Source organism: Burkholderia pyrrocinia (genome assembly GCF_001028665.1).
Taxonomy (GTDB): domain Bacteria; phylum Pseudomonadota; class Gammaproteobacteria; order Burkholderiales; family Burkholderiaceae; genus Burkholderia; species Burkholderia pyrrocinia.
This window is the reverse complement of record NZ_CP011503.1, coordinates 2390542-2414951: the sequence shown is the minus strand read 5'-3', so window position 1 is coordinate 2414951 and position 24410 is coordinate 2390542. Positions and strand designations below refer to the sequence as shown.

25 protein-coding genes and 2 tRNA genes are annotated in these 24410 nt (G+C 68.6%); 18 read left to right on the top strand and 9 right to left on the bottom strand.

Features of this window, described 5'->3' with window-relative positions:
- Nucleotides 1-32: 32 nt before the first annotated feature.
- From moaA to ABD05_RS11130, 5 genes are all read left to right on the top strand, one after another.
- Entirely contained in the window at nt 33-1145 is a 1113-nt protein-coding gene (moaA, locus tag ABD05_RS11150; protein WP_047900165.1) for a GTP 3',8-cyclase MoaA, read from the top strand.
- Nucleotides 1146-1173: 28 nt separating this feature from the next.
- Nucleotides 1174-1791, top strand: coding sequence for a molybdenum cofactor guanylyltransferase MobA (gene mobA, locus ABD05_RS11145; protein ID WP_047900164.1), 618 nt, complete (start codon nt 1174-1176; stop codon nt 1789-1791).
- A gap of 112 nt (nt 1792-1903) precedes the next feature.
- The gene (moeA, locus tag ABD05_RS11140; protein WP_047900163.1) at nt 1904-3202 is read left to right on the top strand and encodes a molybdopterin molybdotransferase MoeA; all 1299 of its coding nucleotides are present in this window, start codon (nt 1904-1906) and stop codon (nt 3200-3202) included.
- Between the two features lie 39 nt (nt 3203-3241).
- Complete coding sequence (locus tag ABD05_RS11135) at nt 3242-3517, top strand: hypothetical protein (RefSeq protein ID WP_006476519.1); 276 nt, start codon at nt 3242-3244, stop codon at nt 3515-3517.
- A complete protein-coding gene (locus ABD05_RS11130) occupies nt 3514-3999 on the top strand; it encodes a GNAT family N-acetyltransferase (RefSeq protein ID WP_047900162.1) in 486 nt (161 codons plus the stop codon). Before ABD05_RS11135 ends, ABD05_RS11130 begins: the two co-directional genes overlap by 4 nt.
- 78 nt (nt 4000-4077) lie before the next feature.
- Here ABD05_RS11130 and ABD05_RS11125 read toward each other — a convergent pair whose 3' ends face one another.
- The 5 genes from ABD05_RS11125 to pncB all read right to left on the bottom strand — a co-directional run bounded on the left by ABD05_RS11125 (nt 4078) and on the right by pncB (nt 10048).
- A complete protein-coding gene (locus ABD05_RS11125; protein WP_047900161.1) occupies nt 4078-5556 on the bottom strand; it encodes a DNA recombination protein RmuC in 1479 nt (492 codons plus the stop codon).
- A complete protein-coding gene (locus ABD05_RS11120) occupies nt 5553-6542 on the bottom strand; it encodes a 2-hydroxyacid dehydrogenase (protein WP_047901163.1) in 990 nt (329 codons plus the stop codon). Before ABD05_RS11120 ends, ABD05_RS11125 begins: the two co-directional genes overlap by 4 nt.
- Nucleotides 6543-6623: 81 nt before the next feature.
- Complete coding sequence (locus tag ABD05_RS11115) at nt 6624-8054, bottom strand: sodium:proton antiporter (protein WP_047900160.1); 1431 nt, start codon at nt 8052-8054, stop codon at nt 6624-6626.
- 43 nt (nt 8055-8097) lie between these two features.
- Entirely contained in the window at nt 8098-8760 is a 663-nt protein-coding gene (locus ABD05_RS11110) for a LutC/YkgG family protein (RefSeq protein WP_047900159.1), read from the bottom strand.
- 88 nt (nt 8761-8848) lie between these two features.
- Nucleotides 8849-10048: a nicotinate phosphoribosyltransferase gene (gene pncB / locus ABD05_RS11105; RefSeq protein WP_047900158.1), complete on the bottom strand. Its 1200-nt coding sequence runs from the start codon at nt 10046-10048 to the stop codon at nt 8849-8851.
- Between the two features lie 313 nt (nt 10049-10361).
- Here pncB and fdxA point away from each other — a divergent pair, with 313 nt between their 5' ends.
- The 8 genes from fdxA (at nt 10362) to ABD05_RS11065 (ending at nt 14746) form a co-directional block, all read left to right on the top strand.
- A complete protein-coding gene (gene fdxA / locus ABD05_RS11100) occupies nt 10362-10685 on the top strand; it encodes a ferredoxin FdxA (protein ID WP_034183076.1) in 324 nt (107 codons plus the stop codon).
- A 97-nt stretch (nt 10686-10782) separates the two neighbouring features.
- Nucleotides 10783-10858 (top strand) — tRNA-Asn (locus ABD05_RS11095).
- A 71-nt stretch (nt 10859-10929) separates the two neighbouring features.
- A tRNA-Asn gene (locus tag ABD05_RS11090) sits at nt 10930-11005 on the top strand.
- A 120-nt stretch (nt 11006-11125) separates the two neighbouring features.
- The gene (locus tag ABD05_RS11085; RefSeq protein ID WP_047900157.1) at nt 11126-11611 is read left to right on the top strand and encodes a CreA family protein; all 486 of its coding nucleotides are present in this window, start codon (nt 11126-11128) and stop codon (nt 11609-11611) included.
- A gap of 62 nt (nt 11612-11673) precedes the next feature.
- On the top strand, nt 11674-12573 hold the full coding sequence (locus ABD05_RS11080) for an AraC family transcriptional regulator (RefSeq protein WP_047900156.1): 900 nt from the start codon (nt 11674-11676) through the stop codon (nt 12571-12573).
- A 132-nt stretch (nt 12574-12705) separates the two neighbouring features.
- Entirely contained in the window at nt 12706-13473 is a 768-nt protein-coding gene (locus tag ABD05_RS11075; protein ID WP_047900155.1) for an AzlC family ABC transporter permease, read from the top strand.
- The gene (locus ABD05_RS11070) at nt 13470-13808 is read left to right on the top strand and encodes an AzlD domain-containing protein (RefSeq protein WP_034183072.1); all 339 of its coding nucleotides are present in this window, start codon (nt 13470-13472) and stop codon (nt 13806-13808) included. The genes ABD05_RS11075 and ABD05_RS11070 overlap by 4 nt, the downstream gene beginning before the upstream one ends.
- A gap of 161 nt (nt 13809-13969) precedes the next feature.
- Nucleotides 13970-14746, top strand: a complete 777-nt coding sequence (locus tag ABD05_RS11065) for a DUF4088 family protein (protein WP_047900154.1) — start codon at nt 13970-13972, stop codon at nt 14744-14746.
- A 134-nt stretch (nt 14747-14880) separates the two neighbouring features.
- On the opposite strand, the gene ABD05_RS11060 is transcribed toward ABD05_RS11065, so the two are convergent.
- On the bottom strand, nt 14881-15282 hold the full coding sequence (locus tag ABD05_RS11060; RefSeq protein ID WP_047900153.1) for a hypothetical protein: 402 nt from the start codon (nt 15280-15282) through the stop codon (nt 14881-14883).
- 270 nt (nt 15283-15552) lie between these two features.
- On the opposite strand from ABD05_RS11060, the gene ABD05_RS11055 reads away from it, so the two are divergent.
- From ABD05_RS11055 to fumC, 3 genes are all read left to right on the top strand, one after another.
- The gene (locus ABD05_RS11055) at nt 15553-15771 is read left to right on the top strand and encodes an RNA-binding S4 domain-containing protein (RefSeq protein WP_006486208.1); all 219 of its coding nucleotides are present in this window, start codon (nt 15553-15555) and stop codon (nt 15769-15771) included.
- A 128-nt stretch (nt 15772-15899) separates the two neighbouring features.
- Entirely contained in the window at nt 15900-17288 is a 1389-nt protein-coding gene (norM, locus tag ABD05_RS11050; RefSeq protein ID WP_047900152.1) for a multidrug efflux MATE transporter NorM, read from the top strand.
- A 150-nt stretch (nt 17289-17438) separates the two neighbouring features.
- Complete coding sequence (fumC, locus tag ABD05_RS11045; protein ID WP_047900151.1) at nt 17439-18833, top strand: class II fumarate hydratase; 1395 nt, start codon at nt 17439-17441, stop codon at nt 18831-18833.
- A 54-nt stretch (nt 18834-18887) separates the two neighbouring features.
- Here fumC and ABD05_RS11040 read toward each other — a convergent pair whose 3' ends face one another.
- Complete coding sequence (locus tag ABD05_RS11040) at nt 18888-19400, bottom strand: acyl-CoA thioesterase (RefSeq protein ID WP_012328135.1); 513 nt, start codon at nt 19398-19400, stop codon at nt 18888-18890.
- Between the two features lie 130 nt (nt 19401-19530).
- Complete coding sequence (locus ABD05_RS38290; RefSeq protein ID WP_158361578.1) at nt 19531-19674, bottom strand: hypothetical protein; 144 nt, start codon at nt 19672-19674, stop codon at nt 19531-19533.
- A gap of 198 nt (nt 19675-19872) precedes the next feature.
- On the opposite strand from ABD05_RS38290, the gene ABD05_RS11035 reads away from it, so the two are divergent.
- The gene (locus tag ABD05_RS11035) at nt 19873-20580 is read left to right on the top strand and encodes an ArsR/SmtB family transcription factor (RefSeq protein WP_047900150.1); all 708 of its coding nucleotides are present in this window, start codon (nt 19873-19875) and stop codon (nt 20578-20580) included.
- A gap of 162 nt (nt 20581-20742) precedes the next feature.
- Entirely contained in the window at nt 20743-23319 is a 2577-nt protein-coding gene (locus ABD05_RS11030) for a DUF6600 domain-containing protein (protein ID WP_047901162.1), read from the top strand.
- 104 nt (nt 23320-23423) lie between these two features.
- On the opposite strand, the gene ABD05_RS11025 is transcribed toward ABD05_RS11030, so the two are convergent.
- A complete protein-coding gene (locus tag ABD05_RS11025) occupies nt 23424-24395 on the bottom strand; it encodes a thymidylate synthase (protein WP_047901161.1) in 972 nt (323 codons plus the stop codon).
- Between the last annotated feature and the right edge of the window lie 15 nt (nt 24396-24410).

The window sequence follows — 24410 nt, the reverse complement described above, 5'->3', positions numbered from 1 at the left end:
AAAATAGAGGTCTGGCTCGCACTTCTTTCAACATGTCCCGACGCATCATTCCTCTCGCCGACGTCAGCGGGATGCCGGACGTCTCCGGCGTCGCGCATACCCCCGACGGCACGCTGGCCGACACGTTCGCCAGGCCGCTGCGCGACCTGCGCATCTCGGTGACGGATCGCTGCAACTTCCGCTGCGTGTACTGCATGCCGCGCGCGGTGTTCGACAAGGACTACGCGTTCCTGCCGCACAGCGCGCTGCTCACCCACGAGGAAATCGAACGCGTGGCGCGACTCTTTGTCGCACACGGCGTCGAGAAGATCCGCATCACGGGCGGCGAACCGCTGCTGCGCAAGAACCTCGAATTCCTGATCGAGCGCCTCGCACGCCTGACGACGCACGACGGGCGCCCGCTCGACCTGACGCTGACGACCAACGGCTCGCTGCTCGCACGCAAGGCGCGCGCGCTGAAGGACGCCGGGCTCACGCGCGTGACGGTCAGCCTCGACGCGCTCGACGATACGCTGTTCAAGCGCATGAACGACGCCGAGTTCGCGAGCGCCGACGTGCTCGACGGCATCTTCGCGGCCCAGGCCGTGGGCCTCACGCCCGTCAAGGTCAACATGGTCGTGAAGCGCGGCACCAACGACGGCGAGATCCTGCCGATGGCCGAGCGTTTCCGCGGCACCGGCGTGATCTTGCGCTTCATCGAATACATGGACGTCGGCACGTCGAACGGCTGGAACATGACCGAGGTGCTGCCGTCGGCCGACGTCATTGCGCGGATCGCCGAACAATTCCCGCTCGTACCGCTCGACGCGCACACGGCGGCCGAAACCGCGCAGCGCTGGGGCTACGCGGACGGCCAAGGCGAGATCGGCGTGATCTCGAGCGTCACGCAGGCCTTCTGCGGCGACTGCACGCGCGCGCGGCTGTCGACCGAAGGCAAGCTGTACCTGTGCCTGTTCGCGTCGACGGGCCACGACCTGCGCGCACTCGTGCGCGGCGGCGCGAGCGACGCCGAGATCGCGACCGCGATCGCCCGCATCTGGCAGGCGCGCACCGACCGCTATTCGCAACTGCGCGGCAGCGTGTCGGCCGAAACCGTGCCCGACGGCGCCGGCAAGCGCGTCGAAATGTCGTATATCGGCGGCTGACGCACGCCGCCCTTTCCGCCTGCGCACGATGCCCGTTTCCGCCTCTCCTTCGATCGCCGGCCTGCTGCTCGCGGGCGGGCGCGCCACGCGCATGGACGGCGTCGACAAGGGCCTGCAACTGCTCGACGGTACGCCGCTCGCGCTGCACGTGCTGCGCCGGCTCTCGCCGCAGGTCGACGAGACGCTGATCAGCGCGAATCGCCACGCCGATCTCTACGCGGAGCTCGGTGCGCCGTTCGACGCGCGCATCGTCGCGGACGAAACACCCGATTTCCCCGGCCCGCTCGCGGGCCTGCTCGCCGGCATGCGGGCCGCGCGCGCGCCGCTCGTCGCGTGCTCGCCATGCGATACGCCATTTCTGCCCGCCGACCTCGTCGCGCGGCTGCTTGCGGCGCTCGACGCACAGCAGGCCGACATCGCGATGGCGGTGACCGTCGATGCGCAGCAGGCGCGCTCGCCACAGCCGACGTTCGCGCTGCTGCGCACGGCGCTGGCCGACGATCTCGCCGCGCGGCTCGCGGCCGGCGATCGCAAGGTGCGTGCGTGGTACGCACGCCACAAGACGGTTGAAGTCGAGTTTCGCGACGAGCGTGCGTTTTACAATGCCAACTCCTGGCAGGAACTCGCCGCGCTGGCCCGTCGCTGACGGCGCCCGCACCGTTCCCGCCCGGCACCCACCGCACGCGAAACCCGCACTCAGGCACCCTCCTCGCGCCACCGGCCACGAACCCGATACGCCTCGCCGCGCAGTCCGACTGATGATCACGCAATCCTCGCCCGCCTCCCGAACCGCACCCGATTCCGACGCCCCGCTGTCGCTCGCCGACGCGCAGGCGCTCGCGTGCCGCTTCGCGGTGCCTGTGGATGCGTGCGACACGGTGACGCTGCGCGATGCGCTCGACCGCGTGCTTGCGGCCGACGTGAACGCGCCCTTCGACATTCCCGCGTACGACAACTCGGCGATGGACGGCTATGCATTCGACGGCGGTGCCTGCGCGCCCGCGTCGCCGCAGGGGGACGTCGCGCTGACGGTCGCCGGCACCGCGTTCGCGGGCCATCCGTTCGACGGTGCCGTGGCCGCCGGCTCATGCGTGCGCATCATGACGGGTGCGCCGATGCCGGACGGATGCGACACCGTGATTCCGCAGGAACGCGTGCGCGTCGACGGCGACACGATCGGCTTCGCCGCGCACGACGTCGCGCGCGGCGCGAACTGCCGCAAGGCCGGCGAGGATCTCGCGAGCGGCGCCTGTGTACTCGCCGCGGGCCGCATCCTGCGGCCGTCCGATCTCGGCCTGCTCGCGTCGTTCGGCTTCACCGACGTCACGGTGCGCCGGCGCGTGCGCGTTGCCGTGTTCTCGACCGGCGACGAACTGCGCGAGCCCGGCGAGCCGCTCGGCCGCGGCACGCTGTACGACAGCAATCGCGGGATGCTGATCGCGATGCTCGAAAGGCTGCACGTCGACGCGATCGATCTCGGGATCGTCCGAGACGACCCGGCCGCGCTCGAAGCCGCGCTGCGCGACGCCGTCGCCGCGCAGGCCGACGCGGTAATCACGTCCGGCGGCGTATCGGTCGGCGAGGCCGACTTCACGCGCGACGTGATGGCGCGGCTCGGCGACGTCACGTTCGCGAGCCTCGCGCTGCGGCCCGGCCGGCCGCTCGCGTGCGGTACGCTTGCGCGCTCGACCGGCGGCGCCGGTCACGCGCTGTTCTTCGGGCTGCCCGGCAATCCGGTCGCGTCCGCCGTCACGTTCTACGCGATCGTGCGCCCCGCGCTGCTGACGCTGGCCGGTGCGCAGACGCCACCGCCGGCGACGTACACGGCGCTCAGCACGCATGCGCTGAAAACGCGTCCCGGCCGCACCGAGTACCTGCGCGGCATCGCGACGCGTGCCGCCGACGGTCGCTGGCACGTCGCGCCGGCCGGTTCGCAGAGTTCCGCGTCGCTGAGCGGACTCGCCGCCGCCAATTGTTTCATCGTTCTGGGCCACGATACCGCGGCAGTCGACGCGGGCAGCCCGGTCGACATCCTGCCGCTCGACGGCCTGATCTGAATTCCACTATCGGTATATCTCTACGGGGGCAATCCGCACATGAAGAAACAAATTTCGTCGATCGCCGCGGGACAGACCGCAAAGGCGCTGATCCTCGTCTACCTGACGTTCAGCGTGCCGATCGTGCTGCTCGGCATTCTCGTTGCGTACATCCGCTACGGGATGGTCGAACTGAGCACGATCCTGAGCGCGCTGCTGCTGAACGCCATCCTCGGCTTCGTGCTGCTGTGGATCGCATGCCACGCATACAACTGGGTCGCGTCGCGCTTCGGCGGCATCGAGATCGTGTTGTCCGATCCGCCGGAGGAAGCGTGAGCGACGCGCCGCTGATCCGCGCGGCCGAAACGCGCGACGTCGGCGCGATCCTCGCGCTGATGCGCGAGCTGGCCGAGTTCGAGAAGCTCACGCACCTGTTCGTCGCGACCGAAGCGGATCTCGCCGACGCACTGTTCGGCGAGCGGCCTGCAGCCGAGGCGCTCGTCGCCGAGCGCAACGGCGCGATCGTCGCGTATGCACTGTTCTTCCACAACTATTCGACGTTCCTCGGCCGTCGCGGCCTTTATCTCGAGGATCTGTACGTGCAGCCGTCGCAGCGCGGCACCGGCCTCGGCACCGCGATGCTGCGTCACCTCGCGGCGCTGGCCGTCGAGCGTCGTTGCGGGCGTTTCGAATGGTCGGTCCTCGACTGGAACCAGCCCGCGATCGATTTCTACGAAAAGATGGGCGCAACCGTGCTGCCCGAATGGCGCATCGTCCGCGTGACGGGCGACGCGCTGGACACGCTGGCCGGACAGTAAGCACGAGCCGGCGATCGCTTCATAAAAAACGGGCGCCGCGGCGCCCGTTTTCGTTCCGGCCGGAATCGGCAACGCGCGTCACGCGTCGTCTGTGTCTGCGCCGTCGGCCCCGTCCGCACCGAGCAGCCCGGCCGCCGTGTCGCCCGGCAGCGCCTCGACCTGCTTCAGCTTGCGGCTCATCACGCGCGTACGCTGCTCGGCGGACTCGATCGAGCGCGTGACCGTTTCGAGCTGCGCCTTCGTGCGCGCGAGCACGTCGCCGAACTTGCCGAACTCCGTCTTCACTGCGCCGAGCACCTGCCACACCTCGCTCGACCGCTGCTCGATCGCAAGCGTGCGGAACCCCATCTGCAGACTGTTCAGCAATGCGGTGAGCGTCGTCGGCCCCGCAACCGTCACGCGATAGTCGCGCTGCAGCAGGTCGGTCAGCCCCGGGCGGCGCAGGATCTCCGCATAAAGCCCCTCGGTCGGCAGGAACAGCAGCGCGAAATCGGTCGTGTGCGGCGGTGCGACGTACTTCTCGGCAATCGTGCGCGCCTCCAGCCGCACGCGCGCTTCGAGCGCGCGGGCCGCTTCCTCGACCGCCGCCGCATCGGCGCGCTCCTGCGCATCGATCAGCCGCTCGTAGTCTTCGCGCGGGAATTTCGCGTCGATCGGCAACCACACCGGCGGTGCATCGCGCGTGCCCGCATCGCGGCCCGGCAGCCGAATCGCAAATTCGACGCGCTCGGTGCTCTTCGGCACCGTCGCGACGTTCTTCGCGTATTGGTCGGGCGTCAGCATCTGTTCGAGCAGCGCCTCGAGCTGCACTTCGCCCCAGGTGCCGCGCGTCTTCACATTGGTCAGGACCTTTTTCAGATCGCCGACGCCCGCCGCGAGCGTCTGCATCTCGCCGAGCCCGCGATGGACCTGTTCGAGCCGGTCCGACACGAGCTTGAACGATTCGCCGAGCCGCTGCTCGAGCGTTGCATGCAGTTTCTCGTCGACGGTGCGGCGCATCTCCTCGAGCTTCGCCGCATTGTTGGTCTCGATTTCCTTCAGCCGCTGTTCGAGCGTCGCGCGCACCTCGCCGATCCGGCGATCGTTCGCCTCGGTCAGTTGCGTGAGCTGCCGATTCAACGTGTCGCCGAACATCCTGAGCGCGGCCGTCTGCTCCTCGCGCGCCTGCTGCGCCTGGCGCTGCACGCTCTCGCGCATCGCGTCGAACTGCTGCGCATTGGCGGCGACGAGCTTGCCGAGCTGTTGCGCGAAACCCTCGATCTGGTTGTTCTGCACGGTCGCCACGCTCGTCAGTTGCGCGGCGAGCGTCTGCTGAAGCTGCGAGAAGCTGCCGGCCAGTTCGGTGCGCGACCCGCGCGCGTTCTCGACGATCTCGCCGCGCAATTCGCGCTCGAGCCGCTCGACCGCGCGCGCCTGCGCATGCGCGGCATCCTCGATCTGGTCGCCGAGCACCGCCGCATCGTCGTGACGGCCGCCGCCGCGCACGATCGCGACGATCGCCACCGCGAGCGCAACGGCCAGCACGACGACCGCCGCAAGCAACAACGTCGTCGTCATGCGCGCGGCTTCCCGATCACGTCAGGGTTGATCGGATTCGGCGGCTGCCCGGCGCGCGGGCCCTCGCCGAGCGCGGCGATGAGGTTGTCGGCGGCGAGGTTCGCCATCGCGCGGCGCGTCTTTTCGGTCGCGCTTGCGATATGCGGCGTCAGCACGACGTTAGGCACCTCGAGCAGCGCCGGATGCACGGTCGGCTCGCCTTCGTACACGTCGAGGCCGGCCGCGGCGATCGCTCCGTCGCGCAGCGCGACGGCCAGCGCCGCGTCGTCGACGATCCCGCCGCGCGCGATGTTGGTCAGCGTCGCGGTGGGTTTCATCTTCGCGAGTTCGGCCGCGCCGATCGTGTGATGGTTCTCCTTCGTGTACGGCAGCACGAGCACGACGTGATCGGCACGCGCGAGCAGCGCATCCTTCGACACGTATTCGGCGTTCAGCTCGGCCTCGATCTCGGGCGCGACCCGCGACCGGTTGTGATAGATCACCTGCATCCCGAAGCCGCGCGCGCGGCGCGCGAGCGCCTGGCCGATGCGGCCCATCCCGATGATGCCGAGCGTCGAACCGTAAATATCGGTGCCGAGGAAACCGTCGTATGCCCACTTCTGCCAGTGGCCGGCGCGCAGCCAGTGCTCCGATTCGGCGATCCGGCGCGCGGCGGCCATCATCAGCGCCCAGCCGAAATCGGCGGTCGACTCGTTCAGCACGTCGGGCGTGTTGGTGCCGAGCACGTTCGCCGCGTTGAACGCGGCCATGTCGAAGTTGTTGTAGCCGACCGCCATGTTCGACACGACGCGCAGGCGCGGCGCCGCCGCGAGCGCCGCCGCACCGACCGGGTCGCCGGCCGTCAGCGCGCCGTCCTTGTCGGCCAGTCGCGCGGCGAGCGCATCGGGAGCAAGCGCGTCGCCGTTGTTCCAGTCGACTTCGAAATACTGCTTGAGCCGTTCGATCACGTCCGGAAAGATCGGACGCGCGACCAGGATCTTCTGCATCGCCATCTCCGTATGCCGCAGGCCGATCGCGGTGCGCATCGCGCCGCCGGGATCGCCCGCGCTTGGTTGAAAGTTGTCAGGTTACGCCGGGAAGAAGATCAGCGACGTCAGCAGGAACACCGGCACCAGGATGACGAGCGCCCAGCCGAGGTACGCGAAGAAGCTCGGCATCTTCACGCCGCGCGACTCCGCGATCGCCTTCACCATGAAGTTCGGCGCGTTGCCGATATAGCTGTTCGCGCCCATGAACACCGCGCCCGCGGAAATCGCGGCGAGCGTCGACGCGCCCGTCGTCATCAGCGTCTGCGCATCGCCGCCCGCGAGGTTGAAGAACACCAGATAGGTCGGCGCATTGTCGAGGAACGACGACAGCAGGCCCGTCGCCCAGAAGTACATCGCGTCGATCGGCGTGCCGTCCGGCCCCGTGACGAGATGGACGATCTGCGCGAACGCGCCGTCCGCGCCTGCACGCAGGATCACGATCACCGGCGCGATCGTCACGAAGATCCCCGCGAACAGCTTCGCGACCTCCTCGATCGGCGCCCAGTTGAACGCGTTGCCTTCGCGCGCCGAACGCGGCGTCAGCGCGAGCGACGCGAGCGTCACGACCACGAGCGCGACGTCGCGCGCGAGGTTCTGCAGCGCGACGTGCGTGCCCCACACGTCGAACGTGATGCCCGGCTTCCAGATGCCGCTCATCAGCACGAGCGCGACCACGGCCGCGAGCAGCACGAAGTTGATCTTGCCGTCGATCGACAGCGCCGCGCCGTCGGGCGTCGGATCGAGCGCGGCCGGCCGCTCCTCGCCGCCCTTCCGGTAGAAATACGTGTCGAGCACGAAGAACAGCGCCAGCAGCACGACGCAGATGAACAGCATCGGCAGCGCGAGATGGGTCGTCGTCCAGAAGAAGCTCACGCCGTTCAGGAACCCGAGGAACAGCGGCGGATCGCCGAGCGGCGACAGCGAGCCGCCCGCGTTCGCGACGAGGAAGATGAAGAAAATCACGACGTGCACGACATGCTTGCGGTTGTCGTTCGCGCGCAGCAGCGGCCGGATCAGCAGCATCGCGGCGCCCGTCGTGCCCATCACGCTCGCGAGCAGCGTGCCGAGCGCGAGGATCGCGGTATTCAGCTTCGGCGATCCGTGCAGGTTGCCGTTCACGCAGATGCCGCCTGCCACCGTATAGAGCGCGGTGAGCAGCACGATGAACGGAATGTATTCCTCGAGCAGCGCATGCACGAGCGTGCCGAACGCGGTGCCCGCGCCGAATGCGAACGCGAACGGGATCAGGAACACGACTGCCCACCCGGCTGCAATCTTGCCGAAGTGGTGATGCCAGAACACGGGGGCGACGAGCGGAAACAGTGCGATGGACAGCAGGATCCCGGCAAACGGGATGCCCCAGAGGGCAGACAGCGTGGCACCGTCGAGCGTTGCGGCCGATGCAAGCGCGGGAACGGCGCCAAGCGCGACTCCCGACGCCATGCCCGCCCAGGCGGCATGTCGTTTCATGCAGAACTTCCTTGTTCGAGTGATAGTGGATGCGGCGGGCGCGTCATGCGCCCCGTACGACGATCGCGTGCACGCGGTACGGGCCGTGCGCGCCCAGTACGATGGTCTGCTCGATGTCGCCCGTGCGCGACGGGCCCGACACGAAATTGACCGCGCGCGGCAATTCGCCGCGCTCCGCACGGATCAGCGCGAACGCGTCTTCATGACCGGCGACGATCCGCGACGCGGGCACGATCGCGATGTGCGTCTCCGGCAGCAGGCCGGCCGACGCGTAGGTATCGGGACCGGACAGCAGCACCAGCGAACCCGTTTCGGCGGTCGCGCAAAAGCAGCCCGTGAGGCCGACGAGATCGCCGTCGCGCGGCTTGCGGCACTCGACCGACAGGCCGGCGCCGGCCCAGTCGAGATCGGCCAGCGTGCGCCATGCGACGGCCTGCGTCGGCAGGCCGTGGGCGGAAAGATAGCGGGCAGCGGCGGCCGGTGCGTCGGCGAGCGTCGCGACTTCGTCGACCGTCGTCGACAGGCGTGCCGCCTCGTCGACGAATGCGGCGACGAGATCGGCCGGCGCCGGCGGGCGCGGGCCCTGCGGACGACGGGCGAGATAATCGGTGACGCCGTCGCGCTCCGCTGCATCGGGCTCGGCCGCGCGCCCTTGCGCTGCGCGAATGCGCGCGAGGATCTGGCGACGGGCAGCAGAAGTGTCCATGAACGGTCCTCGTGACGTTGGCGTGCAATACCGTCGGATTATACCGGCCGCCCCTGCTGCCACGCACCTTCGACCGAACGGCCGACGCTCACTTCGACGCGTCTTCCTCGACCGGCTGCGCGATGCCGAACACCTGGCGCAGGTACGCGAGATACGCCTTGTCGTCGCACATGCTCTTGCCCGGCGAATCCGACAGCTTCGCGACCGGCTGGCCGTTGCAGCGCACCATCTTGATCACGATCTGCAGCGGCACGTAGCCGAGGTCGTTGGTGAGATTCGTGCCGACGCCGAACGCGAGCTTGCAGCGGCCGCGGAACCGTTCGTACAACTGCATGACCTTCGGGATGTCGAGCGCGTCCGAGAACACGAGCACCTTCGTGCGCGGATCGCACCGGTTCGCCTCGTAGTGGCGCAGCATCCGCTCGCCCCAGTCGAACGGATCGCCCGAATCGTGGCGCGCGCCGTCGAACAGCTTGCAGAAGTACATGTCGAAGTCGTTCAGGAACGCATCCATCCCGTAGACGTCCGACAGCGCGATCCCGAGGTCGCCGCGGTATTCCTTCGCCCACATCTCGAAGCCGTAGATCTGCGAGTCGCGCAACCTCGGGCCGAGCGCCTGGCACGCCTGCAGGTACTCGTGAGCCATCGTGCCGAGCGGCGTGATGTCGTGCTTCATCGCGTACAGCACGTTGCTCGTGCCCGCGAACTGCGGGCCGAGGCCGTCGCGCAGCGTGAGCGCGACTTCCTCGTGCCAGACCTTCGAGAAGCGCCGGCGCGTGCCGTAGTCGGCGATCTTGCAGTCGGCGAACTCGGGCTTCGCGCCGAGCAGCTTGATCTTGTCGCGCAGCCGCTCGCGGCCTTCGCGATAGTCGGGCTCGCGCTGCGTGTTGCGGAAATAGACCTCGTTGACGATCGCGAGCACCGGGATCTCGAACAGGATCGTATGCAGCCACGGCCCCGCGATCTCGATGTCGATCTCGCCGTTGCCCTTCGGCGAAGGCGTGATCGAGATGTACTTCTCGTTCAGGTGGAACAACGCGAGGAAGTCGACGAAATCGCTCTTGATGAAGCGCATCCGCCGCAGGTAGTCGAGTTCGACGTCGGAAAAACGCAGCGAGCACAGGCCGCGCACCTCGTCGCGGATCTCGTCGATGTACGGCACGAGATCGACGCCCTGTGTGCGACACTTGAAACGGTATTCGACGTTTGCGGCCGGGAAGTGATGCAGGACGACCTGCATCATCGTGAACTTGTAGAGATCCGTGTCGAGCAGCGAAGTGATGATCATGATTGCGGCACCGCCAATATCGTGACAGGGCCCCGGCGCACAGCGCGCCGCCCGGTCTGTCGGCCATGTTACCCGAATGCGGGCCCGACCATCGTGAAACCGCCTGCCGCCCTGCCCCGTCACGCCGGCGCCCCGTATACGTGTGCCCCTTTGCGTGCCCCTCGGCGGGCCTCCCGGGCAGGTGCCCATAAACTAATCACGAAACGATATAAGCCGGAAAGCCGACCACGCCATACGGGTTTTGCGCTTCAGTTACAATGCCGCTTTTGGCGCAAACGCCACCCCATATATACCGCCAAGCAGGAGCGTTTTAATGACTCACGTTGTGACCGAAGGCTGCATCAAGTGCAAATACACGGACTGCGTGGATGTGTGCCCGGTGGATTGCTTCCGTGAAGGTCCCAACTTTCTCGCCATCGATCCGGACGAGTGCATCGACTGCGCCGTGTGCGTCGCCGAGTGCCCGACCAATGCGATCTATGCCGAAGAAGACGTTCCGGGCGACCAGCAGCAGTTCACCGAGCTGAATGCCGAGCTGGCAAAGGGCTGGCCGTCGATCACGAAGACCAAGCCGGCACCGGCCGACGCGGACGAGTGGAAGGACGTGCAGGACAAGCTGCACCTGCTCGAGCGCTGATCGCGCGGCGGCCGCAGAAATTTTTTGTGCGGCGCGCCCCAAAGGGGGTTGACGGGTTAGCCGACACTCCATATAATCTCGTTTCTCTGCTGTTTGTTCCCCGATAGCTCAGTCGGTAGAGCGCCGGACTGTTAATCCGTAGGTCCCTGGTTCGAGCCCAGGTCGGGGAGCCAAAAACGCAAAGGCCCGTTGAAAGTGGACGGGCTTTTTGCTGGTAACCAAACACGCAGATGTACCGATTTATTCCCCGATAGCTCAGTCGGTAGAGCGCCGGACTGTTAATCCGTAGGTCCCTGGTTCGAGCCCAGGTCGGGGAGCCAGACAGCGAAAGGCCCGTCATTCGACGGGCCTTTTGTTTTTCCGGCCGCCCTGTCGCGTTTTCGCGGCCCGGCCCCGCGCATGCTAGAGTCTCTGTCCCGCATTCGCATCCGGTTCCGTCGATGAAGCACCGCCTCCTCCGCGCCACACCCGTCGCCCTCCTGCTCTCCGTTTTCGCCACCGCGCCGCTCGCGCACGCGGAGGAAGTCGGCAGCGTCAACACCCATTTCCGCGTAACGGGCTCCGACCGCGTCGTCGTCGAGGCGTACGACGATCCGGTCGTGAACGGCGTGACCTGCTACGTGTCCCGCGCACGCACGGGCGGCATCAAGGGCACGCTCGGCGTCGCCGAGGATCCGAGCGAAGCGTCGATCGCATGCCGGCAGGTCGGCACGATCAGTTTCAAGGAACCGCTCAAGCAGCAGACCGACGTGTTCAGCGAGCGCATGTCGTTCATCTTCAAGACGCTGCACGTCGTGCGCGTAGTCGACAAGAAGCGCAATACGCTGGTCTACCTGACCTACAGCGACCGCATCGTCAGCGGCAGCCCGAAGAACGCCGTCACCGCGGTGCCGATGCCGGCCGGCACGACGATTCCGGTCAAGTAAAGCCCGCACCCGCCGGGCGCGCGAGCGATACACTGTCGGTTCGACCGATCCCGCGCCCGATCATGTCCGCCACCCGTCTCCCAGACTCCGCACGCTACTGGCGCACGCCGCTGCTGCCGGATGCGGATCTCGTCACGGCTACCTATCGCGACCACACGTTCGCGCCCCACTGGCACGACGCGTACACGATTCCCGTGATTCTCGAAGGCGCGGAACGCTTCACCTATCGCGGCAGCGGCTACGTCGCCGAAACCGGCACCGTGCCCGTGATCAATCCCGGCGAAGTGCATACGGGCTCGCGCGCGGCCGACGAAGGCTGGTGCTATCGCGTCAGCTACCTGCCGGTCGAATTCATCCGCGAACTCGCCAGTGCGATCGCCGGCCGCCCGCAGGACGCACCGTGGTTTGCCCCCGACGTGATTCGCGACGCCGACCTCGCGGCCCGGCTCGCGCTGGCGCACCGGATGATGGAAGCCGGCAGCGAGCGTGCACTGTCCTCGCATGCGCACGGGCAGCCGGCCGGCGATCCGGCGGCCGGCGCACCGCGCATCTACGATCCGCTCGCCGCCGAAACGGCGATGCTCGACGCGCTGTCGACGCTGATCGTGCGTCATGCCGACGCGCTGCCGCGACCGGCGCCGCTCGCGGCGGACGAACCGCGCGTCGAAGCAATGCGCGAGCGGCTCGCCGCCGATCTCACCAGCGCGGTGACGCTCGACGAAGTGGCGCAAGCAGCCGGCCTGTCGCCGTTCCACGCGGCGCGCCTGTTCACCCGTACGACCGGCATGCCGCCGCATGCATGGCGCAACCAGTTGCGCTTGCAGCGCGCGCTGGCGCCGCTGCGCGCGGGCGTGCCCGTCGCCGACGTCGCCGCGGCCAGCGGCTTCGTGGACCAGAGCCACTTCACGCGGCATTTCAAACGGATGTTCGGCGTGCCGCCAGGGCGCTGGCAGGCGAGCTGACACGCGGTTTCCCGTTTACGGTTCCCGACCATCGCTTGCCGCCCTGCGGGCAAGCGCCCATGCATCCGCCCCGCCCCGGCGACCGCAAGAACATACAAGCCCGCCAACCACCGGCCCGCTATCCTCCAGATCATGGAGGAGCACGCTTTGAACCCGACACCCGCATCGCCCCCTCGCCGCCCGCTCAACGAATGGCTCGACGGCGCGCGCGACACGATCCCGATGATGATCGGCGCGGCGCCGTTCGGCGTGATTTTCGGCACGCTCGTCGGCGGCGGCCCGCTCGCTGCGTGGCACGGCGGGCTGATGTCGCTCGCCGTGTTCGCGGGCTCCGCACAGTTCATCGCGCTCGGCCTGATCGCGGGCAGCGCGAGCTTTGTCGTCGTACTCGCGACGACGCTGATCGTGAACCTGCGCCACCTGCTGTACAGCGCGACGCTCGCGCCCTATGTCGCGCACCTGCCGCTGCGCTGGCGCGCCACGCTCGGCGCGCTGATGACCGACGAGGTGTTCGCGGTCGCCTATGCGCACTACCGGCACTTCCCGCCCGGCACGATCGGCCCCCACTACTTCTTCGGCTCCGGGCTCGCGATGTACCTGAACTGGCAGGTCTGGACGCTCGCGGGCATCGGCTTCGGCGCGGCGTTCCCGGGCCTGCAGTCGCTCGGCCTCGATTTCGCGATGGCGGCGACCTTCATCGCGATCGTCGTCCCGCAACTCGGCACGCTGCGCTATTTCGCGGCGGCCGCGACGGCCGGCACGCTCGCGTACTTCTGGCAGGGCTGGCCGTACAAGCTCGGGCTGCTCGGCGCGGTCGCCGCCGGCGTCGCGATCGGCGTCGCACTCACGTTGCTGCACGAACGCGCGCGCGCCGGCTCGCGTACGGAGACCGCATCGTGAGCTACGCACTGCTGATCCTCGGGATGGCCGTCATCACGTACGCGATCCGCACGACGCTGTTCCTGTTCGGCGAACGGCTGACCTTCCCTCCCCTGGTGCGAACCGCGCTCGGCTTCGTGCCCGTCACCGTGCTGACCGCGATCATCGTGCCGATGACCGTGTCGCCGCATGGCGGCACGGCCGAGCTGACCTGGCGCAATCCGCAGCTCGTCGGCGCGCTCGCCGCCGTGCTCGTGTCGGCGGCGACCCGCCGCCCGCTCGTGACGATCGCGGCCGGGCTCGCGGTGTTCTTTTTCTGGCAAGGGATCGTGCTGCCGCACTGGCTGCCCGCCTGAGCGAACGCTCCGCCACGCGCGCTCAAGTTTCCGCGCGCCGCGCCGATATAGGGGATGAAGACCCGCAACCGGCCTCGGCGCGCACCGGTCAGTCGACACTGCGCCCGCACCGGTGCGCCGTGCCGGCCGCCGGCTTGCGCGGGCCGCCATCGAGACGATTCATGGGCCAGATCACCCTTTCCCTCAAAGACGACACGCTCGAGTCCCTGCGCAAGGACTACGACGCGTTCGTCCGCGTGTCGCTGAAACTCGACCCGCAGTTCGCGACGCCGTCGTTCGAGGATTTCCTGCGCGCGAAGCTGCTCGACAACATGGTGCCGCTGACCGAGCACGCGGTGCAGCGAATGCTGCAGGGCGGCCAGTACGCGTGGGCAAAGCGCACGCTCGACAAGGAAGTTCCGGACGTCGTCGCGATCCTGATGCGGCAGGCCGGCGAATTCGGCTTCGGCTTCGCGTCGCGCTCCGAATGGACGCCCGACGAACTCGCAAAGGCGTGCCGCGACTGGGCGAAGGCGATCGTCGCCGAAGCGCAGGGCGACCCGTCGCTGATCGACCCGCTCGCGTCGCAGATCAAGGGGGCGGCCCAGGACATCCAGGCGCTCGAGGAACTGATGCAGACGCCCGCGTGGCGGCTCGCGGAATCGCTGCGGCAACGGATCTACGAGGCCAAGCTCGCATGCGAGATGAGCGTCGGCAGCACCGCGCGCGACAAGCTCGGCGAACTGCGCGGGCTGCTGCGGCTCGGGCTCGCACACGGCTCGTTCCAGAAACAGGAAGCGCAGCAGATCATGGAATACCTGCGGCTGCTGAAACCGGAGATCTTCGTCGAAGAGCCGTACGACGTCTTCGCGCGGCTCGCCGTGTGGCTGCGCGGCGTGTTCACGCCGGCCGCCGCGCGCCCCGCGCAGGGCCAGGGACAAGGACAGCGCCGGCCGTGACCGCGCGCCTGACCTGCTGAAAGCACGAACCCATGAAAACGGCCCGGTTCGCACGAAGCGAACCGGGCCGCCGGACGGCCACCGTCACGGCACGCCGTCCGGGACGCGTATCGTGCGGGGGCGCCGGGCACCGCTTACTGCGTGGCGCCCTGGGCCGATGCACCGCCCTCCGCGCCGACCGATGCGTCGCCTTCGGTCGCTGCGCCGGCCTTCGCCTTGGCCGAGCCGACATGGCTCTTGGCCGACTTCGCGGCATGCTTCGTGTGCTTCTTGGCCGAGTGGACGGCCGACGCCGCCGTATCCTTCGCGCCGTCGGCTGCCGCGCCGACCGCATCGGTTGCGCCGCCGACCGCATTGCCCGACGCGTTCGCGCCGGCGCTGCCCTGCACGCCCGCGCCGACACCCGCCGCCGGGGTCTGCGCCTGCACGCCGGCACCTGCCGCGCCCTGCACCGCCGTGCCCGTCTGGGCAAACGCGGCCGAAGTGGCGAACGCCGTCAACGCGGCACCGATCAGCATCGTACGAATCTTGGACATGACAATCCTCCTCAAGAAGTTGTGGGCGCGGACCGCAGCGATGCGGTCCGTCGCGTCCCCCGCCGCAACACGCAGCAGGTACGACAAAAGACCCGCGGCCCGCACGGCCAGTTCTCGAATCTCTCAGACTGTTACCCACCGTTTCATTTGCTGACGAATCGCTCACAGTCCTTAACAACTGCGGGCCGCGACCGCCCGCGCTCGCGCGCCGGCCCGCGGTGCCGTATGATGCGGGGCGATTCCTCCCGCGCATTGCGCGCCTTCTTCGTCATGCCCAATCTGGATTTCACGCTGACCGGCGAATACGTCGAGCTGCACAACCTTCTCAAGATCACCGGCCTCGCGGACAGCGGCGGCACCGCGAAGCTGATCGTCGCGTCCGGCGCGGTGAAAGTCGACGGCGCGGTCGAGCTTCGCAAGACCTGCAAGATCCGCGCGGGCCAGGTCGTGCTGCTCGGCGACACGCGCATCGCGGTGCGCGAGGCTTAGGCGTTCCCCTGTCCGCGACATGGCCATCGGCGCGCGCGTTCGACACCGTACGAATAAAGCCGTAAGCTAGCCGTCTCTCAAAATAAATACAGACAGCGCGGGCCTGCACCCGCGCGAGCGCCCATTCCATGTCGCATTCCGGTCTCACGCGGACGGCCGCCGCGCCGCCGTCCCTGTCCAGTCACGCCGCCGATACCGCGCGCCTCGCCGCACCGCTCGCGATCGCGCAACTTTCACAGATGGCGATGAGCGTCACCGACACGGTGCTGCTCGGCTCGCTCGGCCCCGATTCGCTCGCGGCCGGCGGTCTCGGCGCGAACTTCTTCTTCGTCATCGTCACCATTCTGCAAGGCGTGCTGTCGTCGGTCAGCGTGAGCGTCGCGCATGCGCGCGGCGCCCAGGCGGAGGACCGCGTGCCGCACATCTACTGGACGGGCTTCGCGCTGTCCGTGCTGCTCGCGATTCCGGCGATCGTCGCGCTGTCGCTGGCCGAACCGATCCTGCTGATGTTCCACGAGCCGCCGCTGCTCGCGCATCACGTCGGCGAATACACGGGCATCCTGCGCTTCGCGGCGCTCGGCAGCCTGATCGGCGTCGGGCTGATGCGCGCGTTCCTGCCGGCGATCGGCGCCGCACGGCGGCTGCTGTGGGTGTCGATCGGCGGTGTCGGCGTCAACGGCGTGCTGAACTACGGGCTGATCCACGGCGCATTCGGGCTGCCACGCCTCGGCTTTCTCGGTTCGGCGGTCGCGACGACGATCACGATCTGGCTCACCGCGCTCGCGCTGATCTGGCTGCTGCACGGCCGGCAGCGCTTCCGCCATTTCGTGACCGCGGCGCGCCCGAAGCTGCCCGTGATGGGCGAGCTGATCGGCATCGGCTGGCCGGTCGCGATCACGTACGGGGTCGAATCGACGCTGTTCCTCGGCACCGGCCTCACGGTCGGCGTGCTCGGCGCGACGTCGCTCGCCGCACACCAGATCGCGCTGAATGTCGCGTCGGTATCGTTCATGGTGCCGCTCGCGATCGGCCAGGCCGCCAACGTCCGCGTCGGCTACTGGGTCGGCGCGGGCTCGCCCGTCGCCGCGCGGCATGCGGGCTTCGTCGCGCTCGCGCTCGGCGTCGCGTTCATGTCGCTGTCGGGCGTCGTGATGATCGTCGCACCGCACACGATCGTCGGCCTGTACCTTCACCTCGACGACCCGACCAACGCGGCCACGGTGTCGCTCGCCGCGTCGCTGCTCGGCATCGCCGCAGTATTCCAGATCGTCGACGGGATGCAGACCGTCGCGTCGGGCGCGCTGCGCGGCCTGAAGGACACGCGCATCCCGATGCTCGCCGCGACCTTCGGTTACTGGGGCATCGGCTTCCCGACCGGCTACTGGTTCGCGTTCCATGCGGGCCTCGGCGCGCGCGGCCTGTGGTGGGGGCTCGCGGCCGGCCTCGCGAGCGTCGCCGCGCTGATGGCGTGGCGCTTTCATCTGAAGACCGCGTCGCTCATCGCGGCGCGGCACTGAGCGCGACACGACACGAAATCGCGGCCGGCGCTATGCTTGTCGGTTGAAGACCCGAAGTCCCGAAGACGCCGCGCGAGCGGCGCGACTGCCTCACGATACGCCCGACGCCGCGCCTTGCGCGGCCTTCCCCCTTTCCAAGAGGAGTGCATCATGAACGAAGCAGTTCGGATGGAACGCGACACGTTCGGCGAGATCGCCGTGCCGGCCGACCGGCTCTGGGGCGCGCAGACCGAGCGCTCGCTGCAGAATTTCCGGATCTCGACGGAGAAGCAGTCGCCCGAGCTGATCCACGCGCTGGCGATCGTCAAGCGCGCCGCGGCAGCCGTGAACCAGTCGCTCGGCGTGCTGGCCGACGACAAGGCGCGCGCGATCATCGACGCGGCCGACGAGATCATCGCCGGCAAGCATCCGCGCGAATTCCCGCTCGCCGTCTGGCAGACGGGCTCCGGCACGCAGACCAACATGAACCTCAACGAGGTGATCGCGAACCGCGCGAGCGAGTTGATGGGCGGCGAACGCGGCGAAGCGCGCAAGGTTCATCCGAACGACGACGTGAACCGCGGCCAGTCGTCGAACGACGTGTTCCCGACCGCGATGCACGTCGCGGCCGCATACGCGATCGTCAACCACCTGCTGCCGGCGCTGCGCACGCTGCGCACGACGCTCGACGCGAAATCGAAGGCGTTCGCCGACATCGTGAAGATCGGCCGCACGCACCTGCAGGACGCGACACCGCTCACGCTCGGCCAGGAGTTTTCCGGCTACGTCGCGCAACTCGACCAGAGTGTCCGTCACGTCGAATCGGCACTGCCGCACCTGTACGAACTCGCGCTCGGCGGCACTGCGGTCGGCACGGGGCTGAATGCGCATCCGGAGTTCGCGGTGCGCGTCGCCGACGAAATCGGCCGGCTGGCGAAGCTGCCGTTCGTGACGGCGCCGAGCAAGTTCGAGGTGATGGCGGCGGCCGACGCGCTGGTGTTCGCGCACGGCGCGCTGAAGACCGTCGCGGCCGGCCTGATGAAGATCGCGAACGATGTCCGCTGGCTCGCGAGCGGGCCGCGCTGCGGGCTCGGCGAGCTGTCGATTCCGGAGAACGAGCCGGGCAGCTCGATCATGCCGGGCAAGGTGAACCCGACGCAGTCGGAGGCCGTGACGATGCTGTGCTGCCAGGTGTTCGGCAACGACGTCGCGGTCAACGTCGGCGGCGCGAGCGGCAATTTCGAGCTGAACGTGTTCCGGCCGATGATCGCGCACAACGTGCTGCAATCGGTGCGGCTGCTCGCCGACGGCGCGCAGAGCTTCAACGACCACTGCGCGGTGGGCATCGAGCCGAACCGCGCGCGCATCGACCTGCTGCTGAACGAATCGCTGATGCTCGTGACGGCGCTCAATCCGCATATCGGCTACGACAAGTCCGCGCAGATCGCGAAAAAGGCGCACAAGGAAGGCACGACGCTGAAGGCCGCCGCGCTCGCACTCGGCTACCTGACCGACGCGGAATTCGATGCGTGGGTGCGTCCCGAGCAGATGATCGGGACGCGGTAACGACAGTACCGACAGGACGACGGGCACGGCGCGAAAGGCGCGGCGCCCGCGCGGTCAGACCGCGCCCTTCGCGACCTCTTCCGGCTTCATCTCGACGATCTTGTCGAGCGCGGCCCGCACGTCGGCCGCATATTTCGCGAGCACCTTCTGCTCGTCGGTCTCGGGCACGAACGGCGGCACCGGCACCGGGTTGCCGTTCTCGTCGACCGCGACGAACACGACGAGGCAGTCGGTCGTCTGGCGCAGCACGCCGCCCTTCGGATCGCCGGCGTGCACGGACACATGGATGTGCATGCTGGTGCGCCCCGTCGCGACGACGCGCGCCTTCAACTCGACGAGATTGCCGACCAGGATCGGACGCTGGAAACGGATGTTGCCGACGCTGACCGTCACGCAATAGCGGCTCGACCAGACGGCCGCGCACGCATACGCGACTTCGTCGATCCACTTCATCAGCGCGCCGCCATGCACCTTGCCGCCGAAGTTCACGGACGACGGCTCGGCGAGGAAGCGGAAGACGGTTTCGGTGCGGTCGAGGGCGGCCGGTACGGGGGACGGTTGGGACATCTTGTTGGCTCCAGGCGGCAGGGGCGCTGTAATCGGGCCATTATACGTTGCACTGCGGCAACGCGTCGCGGCGCGCCCCGTGTGGCGCGGCAGTGCTGGCGCCCCTGAAACGCACACGGATCGGTGCCCGTCAGCGGCGTATCGTGATGCCCTGGTCGATCGTCCCGTACATCTCGAGGCTGCCGCCCCGCTCGCCGGCGGCGCCCGCGCCGCCCTGCGCACAGGCCACGCAGACGAGCGCGGCCGCCAACAGGCAGAAAATCGTCTTCATCATTGCTTCGTGTCACGTGCGGCGGCCCGCTGCCGCCGCGTCCGGCCATTCTACGCGCGCCCCGCGCGGGGCCGCAGTCCGGTCCGCCGCATCGCCGGTGCCCGTGCCGGCACCGCTGCATCCGACATTTCAGCCGGATCGGAAACATCGAATGCCCGCACCCACTACACTGCAGATCATCCCGCCAGACGAGACACGACGATGACCGATCAAGACGACCACCACTTTCCGGGCCTGAGCCGCATCGGCGCACTGATCGCCGACCCGGGGCGCGCCGCGATGCTGTGGGTGCTGATGGACGGCAGCGCACGACCGGCCGGCGAACTGACGATGATCGCGGGGCTGTCGCCGTCCGCGGCGAGCGCACACCTTGCGCGGCTGACCGATGGCGGCCTGCTCGCGCTCGACGTGCGCGGCCGGCACCGCTATTACCGGATCGCATCGTCCGACATCGCGGCATCGCTCGAAGCGCTCGCGAACGTCGCCCGCGCGGCCGCGCCGCACCGCCCGGTTCCGCCGCCGTCGCGCACGGTGCCGGCCGAACTGCGCTACGCGCGCACCTGCTACGACCACATGGCCGGCGAACTCGCGGTGCGCATCTTCGACGGGCTCACCTCGCGCGGCTGGCTGCTCGCCAACGGCGATGCGATCGAGACCACCGAACTCGGCACCCGGGCGCTCGCGCAATGGGGCATCGACGTCGCCCAGCAGCGCGCGCGCCGGCGCCGCTTTGCGTGCGGCTGTCTCGACTGGAGCGAGCGGCGCTCGCATCTCGGCGGCGCGCTCGGCGCCGCGCTGCTCGACAGCTTCTGTACCCACGGCTGGATCGAGCGTTCCGCACGGCCGCGCGTGCTGCGCGTCACCGTGCCCGGACAGCAGGTTTTCGACGGGTGGTTTACGTCCGCTTGACGCCAGTATTGCGGCTGCACGACAACGGCGCGCGATGGACAGGTTTTGTTACATCGCGTGCCATCCGGCTTACAAAACACCGAGCATTGAAACAGGCCGAGCGGATATTGTGAACTCAACGGCACGAATCGACGCGCCGCGACAATGACGAAGACGCTCACCATGGCCACCCTGTTCACGCTCAAGCGAACCGCCCGCTGCACGCTGCTCGCGTTCGCCGCGCTTGCGGCACTGCCCGCCGCATTCGCGCAATCGGCCGATGCCCCGCCGTATGCGGCCGCGGCACGGCAACCGGGCGGCGATCCGCCGGGCCGCGTTGCACGACTCAATTACCTGTCGGGCGCCGTGACGACCGAACCGGCCGGCACCGATACATGGTCGTATGCCGCCGTGAACCGGCCGCTGACGACCGGCGACCAGCTCTGGAACGACGCCGGCGCGCGCTCGGAACTGCACATCGGCTCGACCGCGGTGCGGCTCGGCAATTCGACGAGCCTGTCGGTGCTGAACCTCGACGACTCGACGACACAACTGAAGGTCGGCCTCGGCACCGTATCGACGCACGTGCGCGCGCTGCCGGCCGGCAGGTCATACGAAATCGATACGCCGAACCTCGCGCTCGGCATCACCAGCCCCGGCGACTATCGCGTCGATGTCGCACCGGACGGCGCAAGCACGACGGTTACGGTGCGCAGCGGCAGCGCGACCGTCTACGGCAGCAACGGGCAGTACCCGCTATCGCCCGGACAGCAGGTCGTATTCACCGGCACCGACCTGCAGGTTGCGCAGCAATCGCCAGCGCCGGGCCCCGACTCGCTCGACCGGTGGGCCGCCAGCCGCGATGCGGCCGAGGAGCGCTCGGTATCGGCCCGCTACGTGTCTCGCGACGTTCCCGGCTACCAGGATCTCGACGCGAACGGCACGTGGCGCGAAACCCCGAATTACGGCTCGGTATGGGTGCCGAACGACACGCCGGCCGACTGGGCGCCGTATCACGACGGCCACTGGATCTGGCAGGCGCCGTGGGGCTGGACGTGGGTCGACGATGCACCGTGGGGCTTCGCGCCGTATCACTACGGCCGCTGGGCGTACGTGGACGATAGCTGGGCATGGGTGCCCGGCCCGATGGTCGTCAGCGAGCCGCCCGTCTATGCGCCGGCGCTCGTCGCGTTCGTCGGCGGCGGCGGCGGTCCCGACTGGAGCGTCGCGCTTACCGTCGGCGGCGTCGCCGCGGCCGGCTGCGCATGGTTCGCGCTCGGCCCGGGCGAGCCGTGGCACCCGGGCTGGGGCGGCTGGAGCCCGCACTACTACGACCGCGTGAACCGCAACATCGTGGTGAACAACGTCAACGTGAACGTGAACAAGACCGTGAACGTGACGAACATCACCAATATCACCAATATCACCAACATCAACAAGACGTACGTGAACTTCAACGCGCCGCACGCGATCACGGCCGTGCCGGCCTCCGCGTTCGTGCACGGTCAGCCTGTTGCGCACTTCTCGCAGCACGTCGATCCGCAGCAATGGCGCAACGCGCACGTGACGCCGGGTACGCCCGGCATTGCGCCGGTGCGCCAGAGCTTTACCGGCGGGCTGCGCAATGCCGCCTACCGTCCGCCGGAGGCGATCGCGCAGCACCCGTACGTCGCGACGCGCAATCCCGCGGTGCCGGCCGCGTATCGCGACCAGGCCGCCGCCCACCTCGCGCAACAAGGCGGGCGCGTACCGGGCGCCGGCGCCCCCGTCGTGAAGACGAACGTGCCGGCCGACTACACGGCTCGCCCGGTTCGTGTTCCGGGCAACCCGAACGGCGGCGCATGGGCCATGCACAACGTGCAACTCGTGAATCCGCACGGCCCCGTCGTGCAGCCGTCACGCGCGCCGCGCGAAAGCCAGCCGCCCGCCGTGCAGGCCGGACGGCCGGGCGCACCGGTGCCGGTGCCTGGCGCGCCGACAATTGCACGGCCTGCGAACGGCGAGAACCCCAATGCGCCACGCTTCGTCAACGGCGGCATGCCGCAGGCACCGGGCAACCCGGCGCCGCATCAGGCATTCGGGCCCGGAAACGGCGTCCCGCATCCGCCGATGGCCGGCAATTTCCCGTCGGGCATCGGCAACGCACACGCAGCCGACACGCCGTCGCCCGCGTGGATGCAGCCGCATGCGCCGATGGAGCGCCAGCGCCCCACGCCGCCGACCGCGCTTCACGCGGCAGGACAAAATGCGCTGCCGCCCGTGCGCAGCGCGGTGCCAGTACCGGTACCGCATCCTGACGGCGCGCCGGCACCGCAGGGCGCGCAGCCCGGCGGCCGGAACGAAGCGCCGCGCGCACTGCCGCAACCGCGGTTCGACAATACGGCGCAGGTCCCGCAGCCGCGCCCGCGCCCCGATTTCCCGACGCCGGCCCAGCATGCGCAGCCGCAACCGGAACGGGCCGCCCCCGCGCCGCAACCGCGCCCCGAATTCGCGCAACCGGCACCGCACCGCGAAGTCGCGCCGCCGCGCGTGAACGAGTACCGCCCGCCTGCTCCCGCCGTGCATGAAATGCCGCACCCGCAGCCGCAGGCGCCGCGTGTGGAGCCCCGGCCGTCGATGCCCGCGCCGCACATGGAACCGCGACCGTCGATGCCCGCGCCCCGGATGGAGCCGCGGCCGCAACCGGCGCCGCACGTCGAGGCGCCGCGCCCGAGCAACCCGCCGCCGCAAGGCGGACACGATGAGCGGCACCGCCAGTAAGTGCCGCAAACGTGAAACAAAAAAGCCCGACCGGCATCAGCCGGTCGGGACTTCTTTCCGTGGGACCCGCGGGTCGGTAAACCCGCGCGGCCCGCTCCGCGCGATCAGACCGCCATCGGCGCGGTCAGCGGCTCGTGGTGGCGGTAGCCGACGAGCGAGAAATCGGACGGCTCGATCTGCTCCAGCCACTCGGGCGCATAGACGCCCGTCTTCGCGTAGTCGGGCACGCGCTCGGCGATCTCGAGCCGCGGGCTTTCGTACGGCTCGCGCGTGAGCTGCTGCTGCAGCATGTCGAGCTGGTTCTCGTAGATGTGCGCATCGCCGATGAAATACGTGAACCAGCGCGGTGTGTAGCCCGTCAGCCGGCCGACGAGCGACAGCAGCGCGGCCCCTTCCGTCAGGTTGAACGGCGTGCCGAGCCCGACGTCGTTGCTGCGGATGTACAGGCACAGCGAAATCTCGCGCTTCGTCGCATTCGGCAGGAACTGGTACAGCAGATGGCACGCGGGCAGCGCGATCTGGTCGAGCACGGCGGGATTCCATGCGTGAAACAGGATGCGACGGTCGGCCGGATTCTCCATGATCGTGTCCAGGCACTGACGCAGCTGGTCGATCGCCTTGTACAGCAGCACCTTAGGCGCGCCGTCTTCGTCGAAACGCGTGACGATCCGGAAACCGCGGCGCGTCGCGTCGGCGATCTGCGCGTCGGCGCCCGCGTCGAGCACCTTGTAGCCCGGCCACTGGCGCCATTGCACGCCGTACACGTCGCCGAGATCGTCGACGCCCTGGCGATACGGGTTCGCGAGCCACTGCGCGTTCTCGTTCGCGTTCGCATCCCACACCTTGCAGCCAAGCGCGCGGAAATCGGCCGCGCTGCGCGACGCGCGCAGGAAGCCGACCAGTTCACCGATCGCGGACTTGAACGCGAGCTTCTTGGTCGTGACGGCCGGGAAGCCTTGCTGCAGGTCGAAGCGCAGCATCGCGCCCGGCATGCTGATGGTGCGGATCCCCGTGCGGTTCTCCTGCCAGGTGCCGGTATCGAGAATGGTACGAACGAGGTCGAGATACTGTTTCATGCGGGTTCCTTCGGC